Raw genomic sequence first — 13,911 nt, 5'->3', positions numbered from 1 at the left:
GGGCTCCCTCCTCCGCCTTGCGATGCACGCACCCCAACGCCGCCCCGCCCGCCCTCCGGGCGGACGACGGGAGGTTGAAGACGGACCCTAGGACCCAGCGCCCAGGGCCCGGGTCGGCCCCGGAGTCGAAATTCCCTGCTGGGACGGTCAGTTCGTCTGCACGAGGTCGGCGGCGAGGGCGGCCTCGCCGGCGGGCACGAGGTGGGAGTAGCGGCGGGTGGTCCTGCTCCACTCCAGGTAGCCGCTCATGGCCGTGCGCATGCAGTCGGTGATCAGGGCGGCGGCGCCGGCCTCCCGCGGCCCGACGCCGCTCGCCAGCCGCTGCTCCAGGACGAGGAACTCCTCGCACCAGGCGGTGACCATGCCCTGGATCTCCCGGATGCTGTCCGCGTGGTCCGGGGCCCCGTCCCGGCCGTGGTCCCGGCTGCGGTCCCGACTCCGGGCTCGGCCAGGGTCGTTCTCGATGACGAGGACGAGGTTGTGGACGTTGCCGCGCGACTCCTCCTTCTCGACGGAGTGGACGTCGTTGAGCGTGTCGACGACGTCCGCGGTGATGTCGGCCATCCGGCGCACCACGGGCTGGGTGTAGAGCCGGTCGGGGAGTTCGAAGCCGTAGGCCTTCTGGCTGAGGTCCAGCATGGCGTACACGAAGCCGGAGCGGCGGCGCAGTTCGGCGTACTCGGCGAGGGTCGGGACGCGTCGGTGGGCGCGGTTGCGGGCCTCCTGGGCGTACGCGCCGAGGTACCACTGCCAGTGCTGTCCGGTGCGTTCCAGCCAGGCGGGGGAGGCGCCGTCGGCGAGGCGCTGCCACACGTCGCCGAAGGCCCGCAGCAGCGGCCCGGCCCCGGCCGGGGGTCGGCCGCCTGCGGCGATGACGCGGGCGAAGTCCGCGCAGACGGCGCCCACCCGCTCCGGCCGGTCGGCCGGCGGGCCGTCCACGTGGTCGTCGAGGAAGGTGGCGACCACGACGGCGTCCACGGTCAGGTCCAGCCGGGCCCCGCTCGTCCGGGGGTTCCAGACGGCCATCAGCCCGGCGATGTCCCAGCGCAGGAAGCGCGCCTCGTCGACCGGGTCTGCGACGAGCCCCTGCCGCCGGCTCCAGAGCAGGCTGCGCCGCCGGGCCGCGTCGGCGTCCGGGCTGGTCGCGGTGTCGAAGGGGAGGGTGAACGCGGTGTCCTGAGGCATGGGGGGTGCCCTTTCGAAGGCATGGCTGTGCCGGCCGTCGCTCGTCCCAAGGGTCGCCGCGACGGCCCTCCGGCCGCAAGGGCGCACGGTGGGGGGCGTGTCGCCGTCCACGGCCGGGGCCGACGGCCACCTTGCCCGGTAGCCGCCGATCGCGGTGTGGTGGTGTCCGGCCACTTCCTCCTGACAGGAGCGACGAATGAGCACGAACGACCCGGATGCGCGGTTCGACGAACGGTTCAGCGACCCCGGTTCGGGCGCGACGCCGTGGGAGACCGTTCGTGGGGTGCTGGAATCGGCACAGCTGTTCTGGATCACCACGGTGCGGTCCGACGGACGCCCCCACGTCACGCCCCTGGTGGCCGTGTGGCTCGACGGGCAGCTGCACTTCACCACCGGCGCCGCGGAGCAGAAGACCGTGAACCTGGGCGGGAACCGGCAGGTGGCGCTGACCACCGGCTGCGACCGCTGGGACCGGGGGCTCGACGTGGTGGTGGAGGGCGTGGCCGTGCGGGTCACCGCGCGCCCCGCGCTGGAACGTCTCGCGGCCGCCTGGGCGGCCAAGTGGAACGGCGAGTGGCGGTTCCGGGTGACGGCGGACGGCTTCGCCCACCAGGACGGGGGCGCGTCCCTGGTCTTCGGGGTGCGGCCGGCCAAGGTCCTCGCCTTCGCCAAGGGCGGGTTCGGCCAGACCGCCTACCGGTTCGACGGGGGCCGGACCGCCGAGCTGCGGACCTGACCGCAGCCCGCCGGGGCCCGCCCGGAACCCGCCGGGGCCCGCCCGGAACCCGCCGGGGCCGGCCCGGAACCCGCTGGGACCCGCCCGGAGCCCGCGTCCGTGCTCAGCGGGCGAGGTTCCGGGCGTCCCCCATCACCACCACCGGGTGCAGCGCGGGGTCGAGCGCGAGCAGCAGCTCCCGCATCCGGTCGGCGGTCATGCTGACGCAGCCGTGGGTCGGCCCGCCGTGGTCGACGTGCAGCCAGATCCCGCCGCCGTACCCGGTGCCGCGCGGGCGGCGGGTGTCGAGCGGGGTCGAGCCGGGGACCCGGTTGTAGTCGATGGCGACCACGTAGTCGAAGGAGCCGGCCAGCGGTTCCCCCTCGAAGCCGGTGCCGCCCATCACGAAGTCCTCGGACCGGTGGTAGGGCAGCCGGGCGCCCGGGTCGGGCAGTCGGCCGCCCGCGTCGGTGAGCGTGAACACCCCGACGGGGGAGTGCAGATCGCCCTGGCGGTGGTCGGTGGTCCAGCCGTGCACGGCGTTGCGGGTCGGCCAGGCGGGCCCGGCGCGCCAGCCGTCGCCGTCGTCGCGGTAGAGCACGGCGTGCCCGGTCGAGGCCTCGGGGCCGTCGCCGGTGACCACCAGCACCTGCCGGGTCCCGGCCGGTATCGCGCTGCGCAACTGCGGCCCGACGCCAGGGACTTGGCGCGGCAGCTCGGGAGGTGCGGGGCGCGCGGCGACGGCGACGGGCGGCGGCTCGGCCGGGAGGTCCGGGGCGGAGGTGCCGGGGGCGGTCGGGGCGGGGGTGGTCGCGGTGGACGGTCCGTGGGCCTCGGGGGCGCAGCTCACCAGGAGCAGCGCCAGCCCCACGAGGGCGCGACGGGGTAGGGACATGGCGGTTCCGTTTCGGGTGGGTGCGGGCGGCAGCGGCGACGACGGGGACAGGGACGGGGACAGGCCGGGACGGGGCGGGGCGGCCCGGGCGTCAGGGGATCAGCGGTCGGCCGTCCGGATCGAGTCGAGCACCTGCTGCACCTGCCGCAGGGTCCGTTCGGAGGGGTCGAGGGCGCAGGCCGTCACCTCGACCAGGGCGGGCCCCTTGAGGTCGACGCTCCGCCGGCCGACGAGCTCCCGGTTGCCGTTGCGGGTCGAGCACTCCTTGTCCAAGGGGGTCTCCGTCATCCCGGTGGTCGCTCCGTCGGGCTGCCCGGCCGTGTCCGGCGCGTTCACCAGCCGCAGGGTGAGCAGTACCCGGTCGGGGGCCGGCTGCGCGGCCGATGCGCCGCAGGGGACGGGCAGCCCGAAGCAGGGCCCGTTCGGATTGAACGGCCGGTTGGCCAGGTACCCGACGGCCTGGTGCGGGTCGCCGGTGACGGGTTCCGAGAACCAGCCCGGCGGCAGGGTCGCGAGGAGCCCGTCGACCTCGGGGAACCGGAGCGGGGCGCCCGTTGCGGTGGGGAGCGGGGAGGCGGTGGCGGTCGGCCGCCCCGCGGCCTCCTGCGCCGGCCCGGGGCTCGGGGCGATCGCCGGGGCGGCGGCCAGTACGGCGGCGACCAGCCCGCCGGTCAGGCCGAGCCCGAGGCCGGCGTTGCGCCGTCGCCGCCTGGTCCGGGCCGCTCGGGCGAACACCCGCTCCATCCGGTCCTTCGGCGCGGCCAGGGGCGGGACGGCCTCCTGCAGCAGGACGCGCAGCTCGTCCTCCTCCACCCCGGCGCCCTCGCGCGGATCAGACGCGTTCACGACGTCCCCCGTCCAGCAGCAGTTCCCTGGCCGGGAGCCGTCCGCGCAGGGCGGCCAGCGCCCGGTGCGACTGGCTCTTGACCGTTCCGGTGCTGCAGCGCAGCACCTCGGCGGTCTCCTCCACGCTGAGGTCCTCGAAGAAGCGCAGCACCACCACGGCGCGCTGGCGTGGGGGCAGTGAGCGGACCGCCTCGGCGACCACCTGCCCGAGCAGCACGTCCTCGTAGGGGTCGGCCCGGGCGACCGCCGGTTCCGGCAGCTCCTCGTGCGGGAGTTCGCCGGTCCAGCGCCGCCGCCACCAGGAGACGTGGCAGTTGACCAGCACCTTCCGCAGGTACGCCTCGGGCCGCTCGCGGGCGATCAGCTCCCAGCGGGGCCAGACCTTGGCGAGTGCGGTCTGCAGCAGGTCCTCGGCCTGGTGCCGGTCCCCGGTGAGCAGCCAGGCCGTGCGCAGCATCTTGGGGCCGCAGGCGGCGACGAACTCCGTGAAGTCCGGTGTCGCGTCCGTCATCCTGCTGCCGCCCCTGCCCCTGCCATGGTTCCCGCACCGTTCCCGTCAGCCGTGGCGGCCCGGCGGGCCGCGTCCTCGTTCGTGTCGTTCTCACGGCTGCTGAACGCGATGGGCGGCGGACCGGGTTGCCTGCCCGTCGGAAGAATTTTCGCAGCTCCCCGGGCGGGTGCCGGGCGCGGCCCCGGTGGTGCGGGGAGGGAGGGCTTGGACGGCCCGCGTGCCGGCCGGGGCTAGGCCGGGCGGCAGGCGGGCCGTGGGGACCACCATGGCCCGTCCGTTCCCGGACGGCCAGGGGCGCACGGGGGCGCCCGGGCGTGCACGGTGGCGCGCCCGGGCGGGCGAACGGCGACGGAGCGTCCGAAAGCTCCGCAAGCCGCTCGGACGCCGCGAAGCGGGTCAGACCGTTCCCGAGTGCTCCGTCAGCCGTGGCGGCCCGGCGGGGCGGGCGCTGGCGGGGTCCGGTGCGGTGGTCACGGGCGCCACCGTCCAGTCCGGGTGGCCGGGCATCGGCGGGGTGCGCCGCCCGTACAGCCAATCGTCCAGGAAGCCGGTGAGGTCCTGCCCGGAGACCTCGGAGGCGGTGCGGACGTAGTCCCGGGTGGTGGCGGTGCCGTGGCGGTGCTCGCGCAGGAAGGTCCGCTCGATCCGGTCGAAGGCGGCGGCGCCGACCTTCTCCCGGAGGGCGAACAGCACCAGGGCGCCGCCGGTGTAGCGCTGGTCGTCGAAGAGCGTGTCGGCGGTGGGTGAGGCGACCGGGCCGGAGTCGTGCCGCCACTGGTCGCCGAGGCCGTACACCCGGCGCATCCGGGCGGTCAGGGTGGTGTCGCCCCAGGCGTCGGGCCAGCCGCGCTCGTAGCGGTAGGCGAGGCCGTAGTAGTCGGCGTGGCCCTCGTTGAGCCACAGGTCGGCCCAGGTGGCGGGGGTGACGCTGTCGCCGAACCAGGAGTGCACCAGCTCGTGCATCATGTGCGAGCCGATCGCCGGTTCGGCCTGGCGCAGGAAGCCCGGCTTGTAGAGGGTGAGGGTCTGGGTCTCCAGTCCGGTGAAGCCGAAGGCCGCCGGGTCGTCGCTGTCGACCGGCAGGATGCCGTAGGACTCGAACGGGAACGGTCCCAAGTGCTGCTCTGCCCAGCGGAGTTGGTCGGCGGTGAGGTCCAGGGCCGGGGCCAGCTCGGCGACCCGGGCGGTCGGTACGACGTCGCGCAGCGGCAGCCCGTGCGGGCCGGGGCGCTCGCGGACGGTGTAGTCGCCGACGGACACCTGGACGAGTTCGGTGGCCATCGGCTCGCGGGAGACGTACCGCCGGGTGGTGCGGCCGTCGCCGAGCGGCACGGTCTGCGCCAGCTCCCCGTTGGCGACGCCCAGCAGGGGATCCGGCGCGGTCACCGCTATGGTGAAGCGGGCCTTGTCGCTCGGGTGGTCGTTGCACGGGAAGACGGTGTGGGCACTGGCGGGCTGCCCGGCCACCGCGAAGCCGTTCGCGGTCGGCACCCAGCCGGTGTGCGGCAGGGCGGCGCGGGGGTCGGCGGTGTACTCGACGGTCAGCCGCGCGGTGCTGCCGCGGCGCAGCGGTTCCTCGGGGGTGACGGTCAGCTTCTCGTCGTGGACGGCGAACCGGGCCGCCCGCCCGTCGACCCGGACGGCGTGCACGTCCAGCCCGAGCGCGTCCAGCGACAGGGCGGCCGTGGTCCGGGTGGTCCGGGCGGTGATCACCGCGGTTCCGTCCACGGTCCGGGTGTCGGCCCGGTACTCGAAGGACAGGTCGTAGGCGAGCGCCCGGTACCCGGGGTTGCCGAGCGAGGGGAAGACCGGATCGCCCGGACCGTCCACGGCGGCGGCCGGCGGGGCGCTCGCGGACAGCAGCACCGCGCCGAGGGCGAGTGCCAGGGCGGAGGCGGCACGGGTCCTGGGCAAGGGGATCACCACACTTCGTACGGGGCGGACGTGCGGTGCGTGCGCGGCGCACCGGGCACGGACCCTACTGGACCGTCAGCCCCGCCCGGCGGGGACCGGCCGAGTCCCGCCGGATCCCGCCGGATCCGGCCACAACGGTGCCGACACGCGGGCGTCCCCCGGACGGACCACGGTGCTGGCGGCGCCCCCGGGCCGGGGCTAGCGTTCGTAGTGCTTCGTCCCCTGACGGACGGGGCCACGGCCGTCGGAGAACCTGGCCAGGTCCGGCGGCCGTACTCCTGTGCCCGGACGCCTTCCCGGACGCACCGCGTAGGGTGGCCCCCGGACGACGCCCGCGTACCGGATGCCAGGAGCCGCCGTGACCAGCCCCGCTTCACACCTTCTGGTGATCGGTGAGTGCGTCGCCGACATCGTCCGGACGGACGGCGCCCCCGACCGGGTCCACCCCGGCGGCAGCCCCGCGAACGTCGCGTACGGCCTGGCCCGGCTGGGCCGCCCGGCGGTGCTGCTCACCGAGCTGGGGCCGGACGCCGACGGGCGGCTGATCCGCCGCCACCTGGAGTCGGCCGGGGTGGTGGTCCGGGCGGCCGAGGTGGCCCGCACGCCCTCGGCGGTGGTGCGGCTGGACGGGCAGGGGCGGGCCGGGTACACCTTCGACATCGGCTGGACGCTGCCGCCGACCGAACTCCCCACCGCCCCCGCCGGGATCCACCTCGGCTCGATCGGCGCGGTCACCGAACCGGGCGCCGCCTCGGTGCTCGCCCTGGTGGAACGGTGGCGCGACCGGGCGCCGGTCAGTTACGACCCGAACGTGCGCCCCGCGCTGATGGGCGACCGGGCGGCGGCGGTGCGCCGGGTCGAGCGCTGCGTGGCGCTGAGCGGCCTGGTGAAGGCGAGCGACGAGGACCTCGCCTGGCTCTACCCGGGCGAGCCCGTGGAGGCGGTCGCCGAGCGCTGGCTCGCCCTGGGGCCCGACACGGTCGCGGTGACCCTCGGGGCGGAGGGCGCCCTGGCGCTCACCGCGGCGGGCCGCCGGGAGCGGGTGGCGGCCGTCCCGGTCGCGGTCGCGGACACCGTCGGCGCCGGTGACTCCTTCATGGCGGCCCTTCTGCACGCCCGCGCGGCCGGCACGGATCTGGCCGACTGCCTCGCCGAGGCCGTCACCGCCGCCGCGCTGACCGTCTCCCGCCCCGGCGCCAACCCGCCCTCGGCCGCCGAGCTGGCCGCGGCCCTGGCGGGCCGCCGGGCGGCCGGGGCGCGGTAGGGCGGGGCAGGGGCGCGGCAGGGCCGGTGCCGGTGGTCAACTCCCGTGGCGGCCCGGCTCGGTGAGGTCCTTGCCGTACCAGACCTCGGAGTACGGGCCGGTGTCGCCGTACGCCGGGATCTCCCGGTAGCCGTTGCGCAGGTAGAGGGCGCGGGCCTCGACCAGGTCGAGGCGGGTGTCCAGGACGATCCGCTCGGCGCCCATGGTGCGGGCGGCCCGGTCGACGGCGGCGAGCAGCTGGGCGCCGCCGCCGGTGCCGCGCAGGCCGGGGCGGACGAAGACCCGGGTGAGTTCGACGCTGGTGGCGTCGTGGCGGCGCAGGCCGGCGCAGGACTGGGGCGCGCCGTCGTAGCGGCCGAGCAGGAAGAGGCCGGTGGGGGCGGCCAGGTCGCCGCTGGGGGAGCCGGCGAGGCCGGACTCCAGTTCCTCCGGGGTGCCCTCGCGGCCCAGGTGCAGGCGGTAGTAGCGGTTGGCCACGTCGTAGTAGTACTCGCGCAGCAGGTCGGTGGCCTCGGGGGCGGTCACGTCGGCGGTGGTGACGGTCCAGCGGTCGGTCATGCGCGCATGATCCGTTTCCGGGTGCCGTGGGCGCAAAGGGTTTTCGTACCGGTTGTGGGGGATTCGGCAAAGGATCGGCAAGGCGGGCGGCGTGCCGTTGCCCCGGGCGGGTGACGGAGGGTTGGCGGGGGCGCCCGGCGGGGGAGCAGTAGCAGCTATGAACGGACCATCAGTTTGTCGCATGAGTGGGGATCTGAGGAAAGGTCAGAAGCGGAGCGGCGCACGCACCGGACTGCTGGCCGCCGTCTGCCTCACCGCCGTGGTCACCGGCTGCGCCGGTCCCGCCGCCCAGCCCAAGCCCGCCCCGGCCGCCGGGGCGCCCGCCGCCGGAGCCGCGGCAGCGCCCGCCGGAGCCGACGCCGCCCCGGCGAGCCCCGGGGCGGCCCAACCCGCTCCGCCGCTGCTCCCCGGCCTGGCCCGGGAGCAGGAGGAGACCAGCAGCGAGGCGGCCGCCCGCCAGGCCGACGTGGCCCGCACCGCCCTGGAGACCGCCCAGCGCTGGGGCCTGGACCACCCGCCGTTGAAGGCCCCGGCCCGCCCCGCCGCCAAGGCCACCCTCACCCCGGTGCAGGGCGTCAAACTGAAGGACGGCCGCCCGCCCGTGGTGTTCCGGGTGCCGACCGAGGACAAGGTGGTCTTCCTGACCATCGACGACGGCTTCGAGAAGGACCCGGAGTTCTCCCGGATGGCGGCGGAACTGGGGATCCCGCTCAGCGCCTTCCTCTCCGACTACCTCGTCCGCGACAACTACGGCTACTTCCGGGACCTGCACAAGCAGGGCGTGGAGATCAACAACCACACGATCAACCACCGCAACCTCAAGGTCCTCGACTACGAGACCCAGCGCCGGGAGATCTGCGACCAGCAGGACCAGCTGGAGCAGCAGATCGGCGTGCGCCCCCGGCTGTTCCGCCCCCCGTACGGCGAGTACAACGACGACACCCTGCGCGCCGCGGCCTCCTGCGGGGTGCAGGCCGTCCCGCTGTGGAACGAGGAGGCCTTCCCGGACCACATGGAGTGGCGCTACGACGACCGGAAGCTCCACCCGGGCGACATCATCCTCACCCACTTCCGCGGCACCTCCGACTGGAAGGCCACCATGCCGGACCTGCTGCGCAAGGTGCTCAACGAGGTCACCGCGGCCGGCTACTCGCTGGGCCGCCTGGACGACTACCTGTAGGGCGGCGGCCCCGGCCGGCGGGTCCTCAGCCGAGCGAGAGGGCGTCGAGGTACACCCAGGCGCCCTCGTACCGGACGAAGCGGCTGTGCTCGCTGAGCACGCCCTGCTCGCCGCCCTCCGTCCAGTGCGCGCGGAAGGCGACCGTGCCCTCGGCGTGGAAGGCGCCGCCCTCGCTGGTGGAGAGCACCTCCAGCCCGGTCCAGCGCAGGGCCGGGTCGAAGTCGACCTCGTCGGGCCGGGTGTCCGGGTGCCAGGTGCGCAGCAGGTAGGCCTCGTCCTGGGCGGCGAAGGCGCTGAACCGGGAGCGCATCAGCGACTCGGCGGTGGTGGCCTTCGCCTGGCCACGGTGCAGCCGGCCGCAGCAGTCGCCGTAGGCGGCGGGCAGGCCGCACGGGCACGGGGAGGACGGCAGCAGCCGGGGAGCGGCGGGGCGGGGCGCGGAACGACGTCGGGACATGCCGACCATTGTCCCCCACGGCCGGTCGGCGACCGCCGGGCCCGCCCCACCACCGGGGGAGGGGCGGGCCCGGCGGGCTACGCGGGCCGCCGGAACGAGTAGTTGAACGAGGCGTCGCCGAAGTGGCCCATCATCCGGAGCCAGAACGGCATCATCATCTCGGTCGCCCGGGCGCCGGTGATGTCCCCGAGGTCGACGATCCACTCGGCCGGCCAGCCGAACTCGCCCAGCAGGGCGACCGTCTCGGCCTTGGCGACGGCGTCGTTCCCGGCGATGAACAGGTTGTGCTCGCCGGCCAGTCTGCCCGGTGCGACCATCAGCTCGCAGTTCAGCGTGTTGAGGGCCTTTACCACCCGGGCCTCGGGGAACTCGCGCTGGATCTGCTCGCCGATGCTGTCGGTGTTGACCGGGGCGAGGGTGACGCCCTCGGGGCCGAACACCAGCGGGTTGGACACGTCGATCAGCAGCTTCCCGGCGAGGTGCTCCGCCCCGGCCGCGCGCAGCGCCGCCAGCGAGACCGTCCCGCCGGTGGCGTTCAGCACCACCTCGCCGAAGGCCGCCGCCTCGGCGAAGGTCCCGCAGCTGCCCGCGGGGCCGGCCTTTCCGGCCCAGGCCAGCCCGTGCTCGTTGTCCTTGGTCCGGGAGCCCAGGGCCACCTGGTGGCCGAGCGAGACCAGCTTGTCCGCGAGGGTCTGCCCGACCACGCCGGTGCCGATGATTCCGATGCGCATGGTTCCCCGTTCGTCCGGTTCCCTCCGCCCGTCGAAGGGCGGCCGCGACGACCTTAAGGCCTGTCTCTTGGATTTTGTCGGATCAGGCCGCGGCGTCGGGGTGCGTGCATCGCAAGGCGGAGGAGGGAGCCACTGCGGAGCATTGGTGACCGACGACAACGCGGCGAGGTGAGTGCCCCGACGTCGCGGACCCGGCAAGGATCCAAGAGACAGGCCTCAGTTGACCTGGGGGCGGGCGCCGGGGTCACGCGCCGGGGCCGATGCTCAGGATGGCGAAGAACTCGACCGCGAGTGCGGCCGGCGGGACCAGGGAGACGGCCACCCGGGCCGGTCGGAACAGCCGGGCCGCGGGCCATTGGAGGACGACCGCGATCACCGCCGCGACCACGGCGGCCGAGGCGACCGCCAGGTGCGGCACGGCGGGGCACGGGCCCGTGGACGTACAGGGGTCGGTGGCCATTTCGCCGAGGCCCCGGAGCATGACCGCGGGCGGCAGCAGTGCCAGGGTCAGCGCCGTCGAGATCGACGGGGCCCGCCACCAGCGGTCCGGTGCGGTCCTGGTCGGGGCGGCTGCGGTGGGCAGGGATTCGCTCATGCGCCCAGTCTTCCGGCGGCTCCCGCCGCCCCGGCAGGGGTGGAGTACTCAGTCCGCCCGGGTGCCGGTACTCAGATCCGCGGTGCGCCGAACCAGCCGCGCAGCGCCCGGTCCAGTCCCGCCCGGTCGGCGTCGCCGGGGGCGCAGGCCCAGGCGACGTAGCCGTCCGGGCGCAGCAGCAGGGCTCCGGCGGGCGGTGGTGCCTGGGGGCAGTCGGCGGCGAGGACGTCGACCCGGTCCTTCCAGCCGGCCGCCCGGTCGGCGAGGCCGAGCGCGCCGCCGGTCAGGTCGAGCAGCAACGGCCTTCCGCTGTGGGTGAGTTCGGCCAGGCGGGTGCTCCCGGTCGGGGTGTCGAGGGCGAGCTCCGGGGCGAAGCCCCCGGCGAGCGGGTGCGGGCAGTCGGTGTCGTAGCGGACGTCGCTGCCCGCCATCAGGGCGGCTATCCGGGCGAGGTTGTCCTGGTGGGCGATCAGCTCGCCGACCAGGGCGCGCAGCGCGGTGATCCCGGGGCCGGGGGCCATCAGGGCCATCTGGGCCTGGGAGTGCATGAAGACCCGCTCGCCGACCGGCCGGCGTTCGTCCTGGTAGCTGTCCAGCAGGCCGGGCGGGGCCCAGCCCCGGAGTTCGGCGGCGAGCTTCCAGCCCAGGTTGGCGGCGTCCTGGAGGCCGAGGTTGAGGCCGGGGCCGCCGGTCGCGGCGTGGACGTGCGCGGCGTCGCCGACCAGCAGGACGCGGCCCTCGCGGTACCGCTCGGCGAGCCGGGTGTTGTGGCCGACGGTGCGGCGCGGGGTGAACGGTCCCGCCGTCCGGGCCGGGGCGAGCGGCAGGTCGGCGCCGGTGACCCGGCGGATGCTGGCGCGCAGCTCGTCCAGGGTGAGCGGGCCGGCCTCGTCGACGGGCGGGCCGCCCCACTCCATGGTGGCGATCATGGCGGCGTCCGGGCCGAACGGGGAGATGACGAACACGCCGTGCTCGGTGCGGGTGTGGGTCCACGGCCCGAACGGGGTCGGGCAGCCGGGCAGCAGGAGCTTGCCGTCGTCGGTGGTGCGCAGGCCCTCGGGCGGCAGCACGTGGGCGATCCGGGAGACCGGGTCGGGCGAGGTGACGCCGGGGAAGCCGATGCCGGCGCGCTTGCGGACGGTGCTGCGGCCGCCGTCCGCGCCGACCAGGTAGCGGGTGCGCAACTGCCCTGCGCCGTCCGGGCCGTGGAGGTCCACGGTGACCCCGTCCCGGTCCTGGGTGAAGCCGGTGACCTCGCACCGGCGCAGGACCGTGACGCCCAGCGCGAGGGCGTGTTCCTCCAGGACGGCCTCGATCCGGTGCTGCGGGATCGGCAGGGCGTGCAGCGGATTGCCGTCGAGCCGGTGCAGTTCCAGCGGGAAGGCCCCGAAGACGAACCGGGGTACGGGCCGCGGCGCACCGGCGGCGCCGCTGAGCGCCCGGTGGAGGCCGCGGTGGTCGAGCAGCCGGAGCACCTGCCCGACCAGGCCGTTGGCCTTCTGCTCGCCGGAGCGCTCGGGCAGCCGGTCCAGGACCACCGGCCGGACGCCTGCCAGGGTCAGTTCGCAGGCCAGGAACAGCCCGACCGGGCCGGCGCCGACGATGACGACCTCGTTGGTCATGTCAATTCCCCCAGGGGTGTGGTGGGTTCACCGGGCGGACGGATCGGGCAGCCCGGCCGCGAGCTGGCGCAGCGCCTCGGCGAACAGCGGCTTGAAGGGCACCGCCGGGTCGGCGACCAGGTAGTGCTCGTTGGTGACCTGCAGCGCGGAGAGCGCGGCCGCGGCCACCAGCTTCGGGTAGAGGTCCCGGTCCGGATCGGTGCCGGTGCGGGCGGCGATCGCGGCGGTGAGCCCGGCCCTGGTCTGCGCGCCGCCGCGGAACAGCTCGGCCTGGAGCGAGGGTTCGCGCAGGAGTCGTCGCACGGCGGCGACCCAGCCGGGGGCGGGTTCCTCCTCGGCGCCGTCGAAGGGTTCGACCAGGGCCTGGGACAGCGCCTCCCACAGCGGCTCCTCCGCCGGGCGGGTGGCCAGGGCCTCGGCGGCCCGCATGATCCGGTTGCGGTGCCGGAAGACGATCGCCTCGGCCTTGCTGGAGAAGTAGTTGTTGTAGGTGCGCGGGGACACCCCGGCCGCGGCCGCGATGTCCTCGACCCGGACGTTCTCCAGTCCCCGTTCCACCGCCAGGCTGAGCGCCGCCCAGCTGAGCGCCTCCCGCGTCGCGGCCTTCTTCCGTTCCCGCAGTCCGGGCTCTCCGTCCGTCATGGCACCACTATCCCGCCAAAGGTGCGTGGTGCGCAATAGTGCGTGACACGCAAGTTTTCTCGGGCCCCCGGGGTCGTGGCGAGCCGCCCGCCACCTGCGGTTCGTCGCTGGTAGTAGTTGCGTGGTTGCGGAGCGACTCGGCGCCGGAGCCCGTCTGCGCAGGAATTCCGGCGGGACGACCCGACAGGACGTGAGGAGCGGTCATGAGCGGCAGACGGCGTCCACCGCGGGCGCGGACCCCGCGCCAGGGCGGGGCGGCCGGCGGCGGCCGGAGGAACTCCCGGGTGGGGATCGCCCGCATTGAGGGCTTCCTGGCCTGGGAGGCCGAGGTCGCGGCGGCCGAACGCGACGCCCGCGCCTTCGCCGCGCAGTTCCCCTGGCTGCCGGAGGCCGAACGGGAGGACCTGGAGCGGGCCTACGCCGCCGACCGCCTGCGCTACGCCGAGGAGGTCGTCGACCGCGCCGTCGACCGCTGCCGCCGGCTGGCCGCCCGCTACCGCGCGGAGTGCCGCCGGATCTGTACCCGCTGGGCGACGCTCTGCCTCTCCGTCACCCTGGCGGCGGCGCTGTTCGCCGTCGTCCCGGCCGCCCTGCGGGGCTGAACCGCCGGCCCGCCCGGGCGACTGCGCGGGGGAGTCCGGCGACACCGAGGGCCCGCCGCACCGTTTCCGGTGCAGCGGGCCCTGGTCGTGCCGGGGGCTCGGATGCTCTTATGGATGTCAAGCAGCGATGGTGAGCTGCTCGGTGGTGGTGCTCGGTGTGCTGGGCGTGGTCAGGACTCGGTAGATCTCTCGGG

Annotated in this window: 15 protein-coding genes; 4 read left to right on the top strand and 11 right to left on the bottom strand. The window is 75.3% G+C overall.

The genetic code is table 11. The features are described from left to right. Positions 1-147 precede the first annotated feature (147 nt). Complete coding sequence (locus ACFXPX_RS41050) at positions 148-1,185, bottom strand: terpene synthase family protein (RefSeq protein WP_380644894.1); 1,038 nt, start codon at positions 1,183-1,185, stop codon at positions 148-150. A 196-nt stretch (positions 1,186-1,381) separates the two neighbouring features. On the opposite strand from ACFXPX_RS41050, the gene ACFXPX_RS41045 reads away from it, so the two are divergent. Beyond that, on the top strand, positions 1,382-1,921 hold the full coding sequence (locus tag ACFXPX_RS41045; protein WP_380644893.1) for a pyridoxamine 5'-phosphate oxidase family protein: 540 nt from the start codon (positions 1,382-1,384) through the stop codon (positions 1,919-1,921). Between the two features lie 103 nt (positions 1,922-2,024). On the opposite strand, the gene ACFXPX_RS41040 is transcribed toward ACFXPX_RS41045, so the two are convergent. From ACFXPX_RS41040 to ACFXPX_RS41025, 4 genes are all read right to left on the bottom strand, one after another. Then, positions 2,025-2,795: a L,D-transpeptidase family protein gene (locus ACFXPX_RS41040; protein ID WP_380525567.1), complete on the bottom strand. Its 771-nt coding sequence runs from the start codon at positions 2,793-2,795 to the stop codon at positions 2,025-2,027. A 99-nt stretch (positions 2,796-2,894) separates the two neighbouring features. Further along, positions 2,895-3,641 (bottom strand): hypothetical protein, encoded by a 747-nt coding sequence (locus tag ACFXPX_RS41035; RefSeq protein WP_380525566.1) that lies wholly within the window; start codon positions 3,639-3,641, stop codon positions 2,895-2,897. After that, positions 3,628-4,152 (bottom strand): SigE family RNA polymerase sigma factor, encoded by a 525-nt coding sequence (locus ACFXPX_RS41030; RefSeq protein WP_380525565.1) that lies wholly within the window; start codon positions 4,150-4,152, stop codon positions 3,628-3,630. Before ACFXPX_RS41030 ends, ACFXPX_RS41035 begins: the two co-directional genes overlap by 14 nt. A gap of 396 nt (positions 4,153-4,548) precedes the next feature. Beyond that, positions 4,549-6,066, bottom strand: a complete 1,518-nt coding sequence (locus ACFXPX_RS41025) for a M1 family metallopeptidase (RefSeq protein ID WP_380644892.1) — start codon at positions 6,064-6,066, stop codon at positions 4,549-4,551. A 358-nt stretch (positions 6,067-6,424) separates the two neighbouring features. Between ACFXPX_RS41025 and ACFXPX_RS41020 the strand changes: the two genes are divergently transcribed. Next, on the top strand, positions 6,425-7,330 hold the full coding sequence (locus ACFXPX_RS41020; protein ID WP_380644891.1) for a carbohydrate kinase: 906 nt from the start codon (positions 6,425-6,427) through the stop codon (positions 7,328-7,330). A gap of 36 nt (positions 7,331-7,366) precedes the next feature. On the opposite strand, the gene ACFXPX_RS41015 is transcribed toward ACFXPX_RS41020, so the two are convergent. Then, positions 7,367-7,888 carry a GNAT family N-acetyltransferase gene (locus ACFXPX_RS41015; protein WP_380525562.1) on the bottom strand — a complete coding sequence of 174 codons (522 nt, stop codon included), beginning with the start codon at positions 7,886-7,888 and terminating at the stop codon, positions 7,367-7,369. Between the two features lie 181 nt (positions 7,889-8,069). Between ACFXPX_RS41015 and ACFXPX_RS41010 the strand changes: the two genes are divergently transcribed. Further along, positions 8,070-9,068, top strand: coding sequence for a polysaccharide deacetylase family protein (locus ACFXPX_RS41010; RefSeq protein WP_380644890.1), 999 nt, complete (start codon positions 8,070-8,072; stop codon positions 9,066-9,068). A gap of 25 nt (positions 9,069-9,093) precedes the next feature. On the opposite strand, the gene ACFXPX_RS41005 is transcribed toward ACFXPX_RS41010, so the two are convergent. From ACFXPX_RS41005 to ACFXPX_RS40985, 5 genes are all read right to left on the bottom strand, one after another. Continuing rightward, positions 9,094-9,525, bottom strand: coding sequence for a YchJ family protein (locus tag ACFXPX_RS41005; protein ID WP_380525560.1), 432 nt, complete (start codon positions 9,523-9,525; stop codon positions 9,094-9,096). 77 nt (positions 9,526-9,602) lie between these two features. Beyond that, on the bottom strand, positions 9,603-10,256 hold the full coding sequence (locus ACFXPX_RS41000) for an NADPH-dependent F420 reductase (RefSeq protein ID WP_380644889.1): 654 nt from the start codon (positions 10,254-10,256) through the stop codon (positions 9,603-9,605). A 244-nt stretch (positions 10,257-10,500) separates the two neighbouring features. Then, the gene (locus ACFXPX_RS40995) at positions 10,501-10,851 is read right to left on the bottom strand and encodes a hypothetical protein (protein ID WP_380525558.1); all 351 of its coding nucleotides are present in this window, start codon (positions 10,849-10,851) and stop codon (positions 10,501-10,503) included. Positions 10,852-10,922: 71 nt separating this feature from the next. Further along, a complete protein-coding gene (locus ACFXPX_RS40990) occupies positions 10,923-12,473 on the bottom strand; it encodes an FAD-dependent monooxygenase (RefSeq protein WP_380644888.1) in 1,551 nt (516 codons plus the stop codon). A 27-nt stretch (positions 12,474-12,500) separates the two neighbouring features. Next, entirely contained in the window at positions 12,501-13,115 is a 615-nt protein-coding gene (locus ACFXPX_RS40985) for a TetR family transcriptional regulator (RefSeq protein WP_380525556.1), read from the bottom strand. 203 nt (positions 13,116-13,318) lie between these two features. Here ACFXPX_RS40985 and ACFXPX_RS40980 point away from each other — a divergent pair, with 203 nt between their 5' ends. Beyond that, positions 13,319-13,717 (top strand): hypothetical protein, encoded by a 399-nt coding sequence (locus ACFXPX_RS40980; protein WP_380525555.1) that lies wholly within the window; start codon positions 13,319-13,321, stop codon positions 13,715-13,717. Positions 13,718-13,911: the final 194 nt, after the last annotated feature.

Origin of the sequence: Kitasatospora sp. NPDC059146 (genome assembly GCF_042786665.1) — a bacterium.
Classification (GTDB): domain Bacteria; phylum Actinomycetota; class Actinomycetes; order Streptomycetales; family Streptomycetaceae; genus Kitasatospora.
The sequence above is the reverse complement of the archived record's forward strand: the minus strand, read 5'-3'. Positions and strand labels throughout refer to the sequence as shown.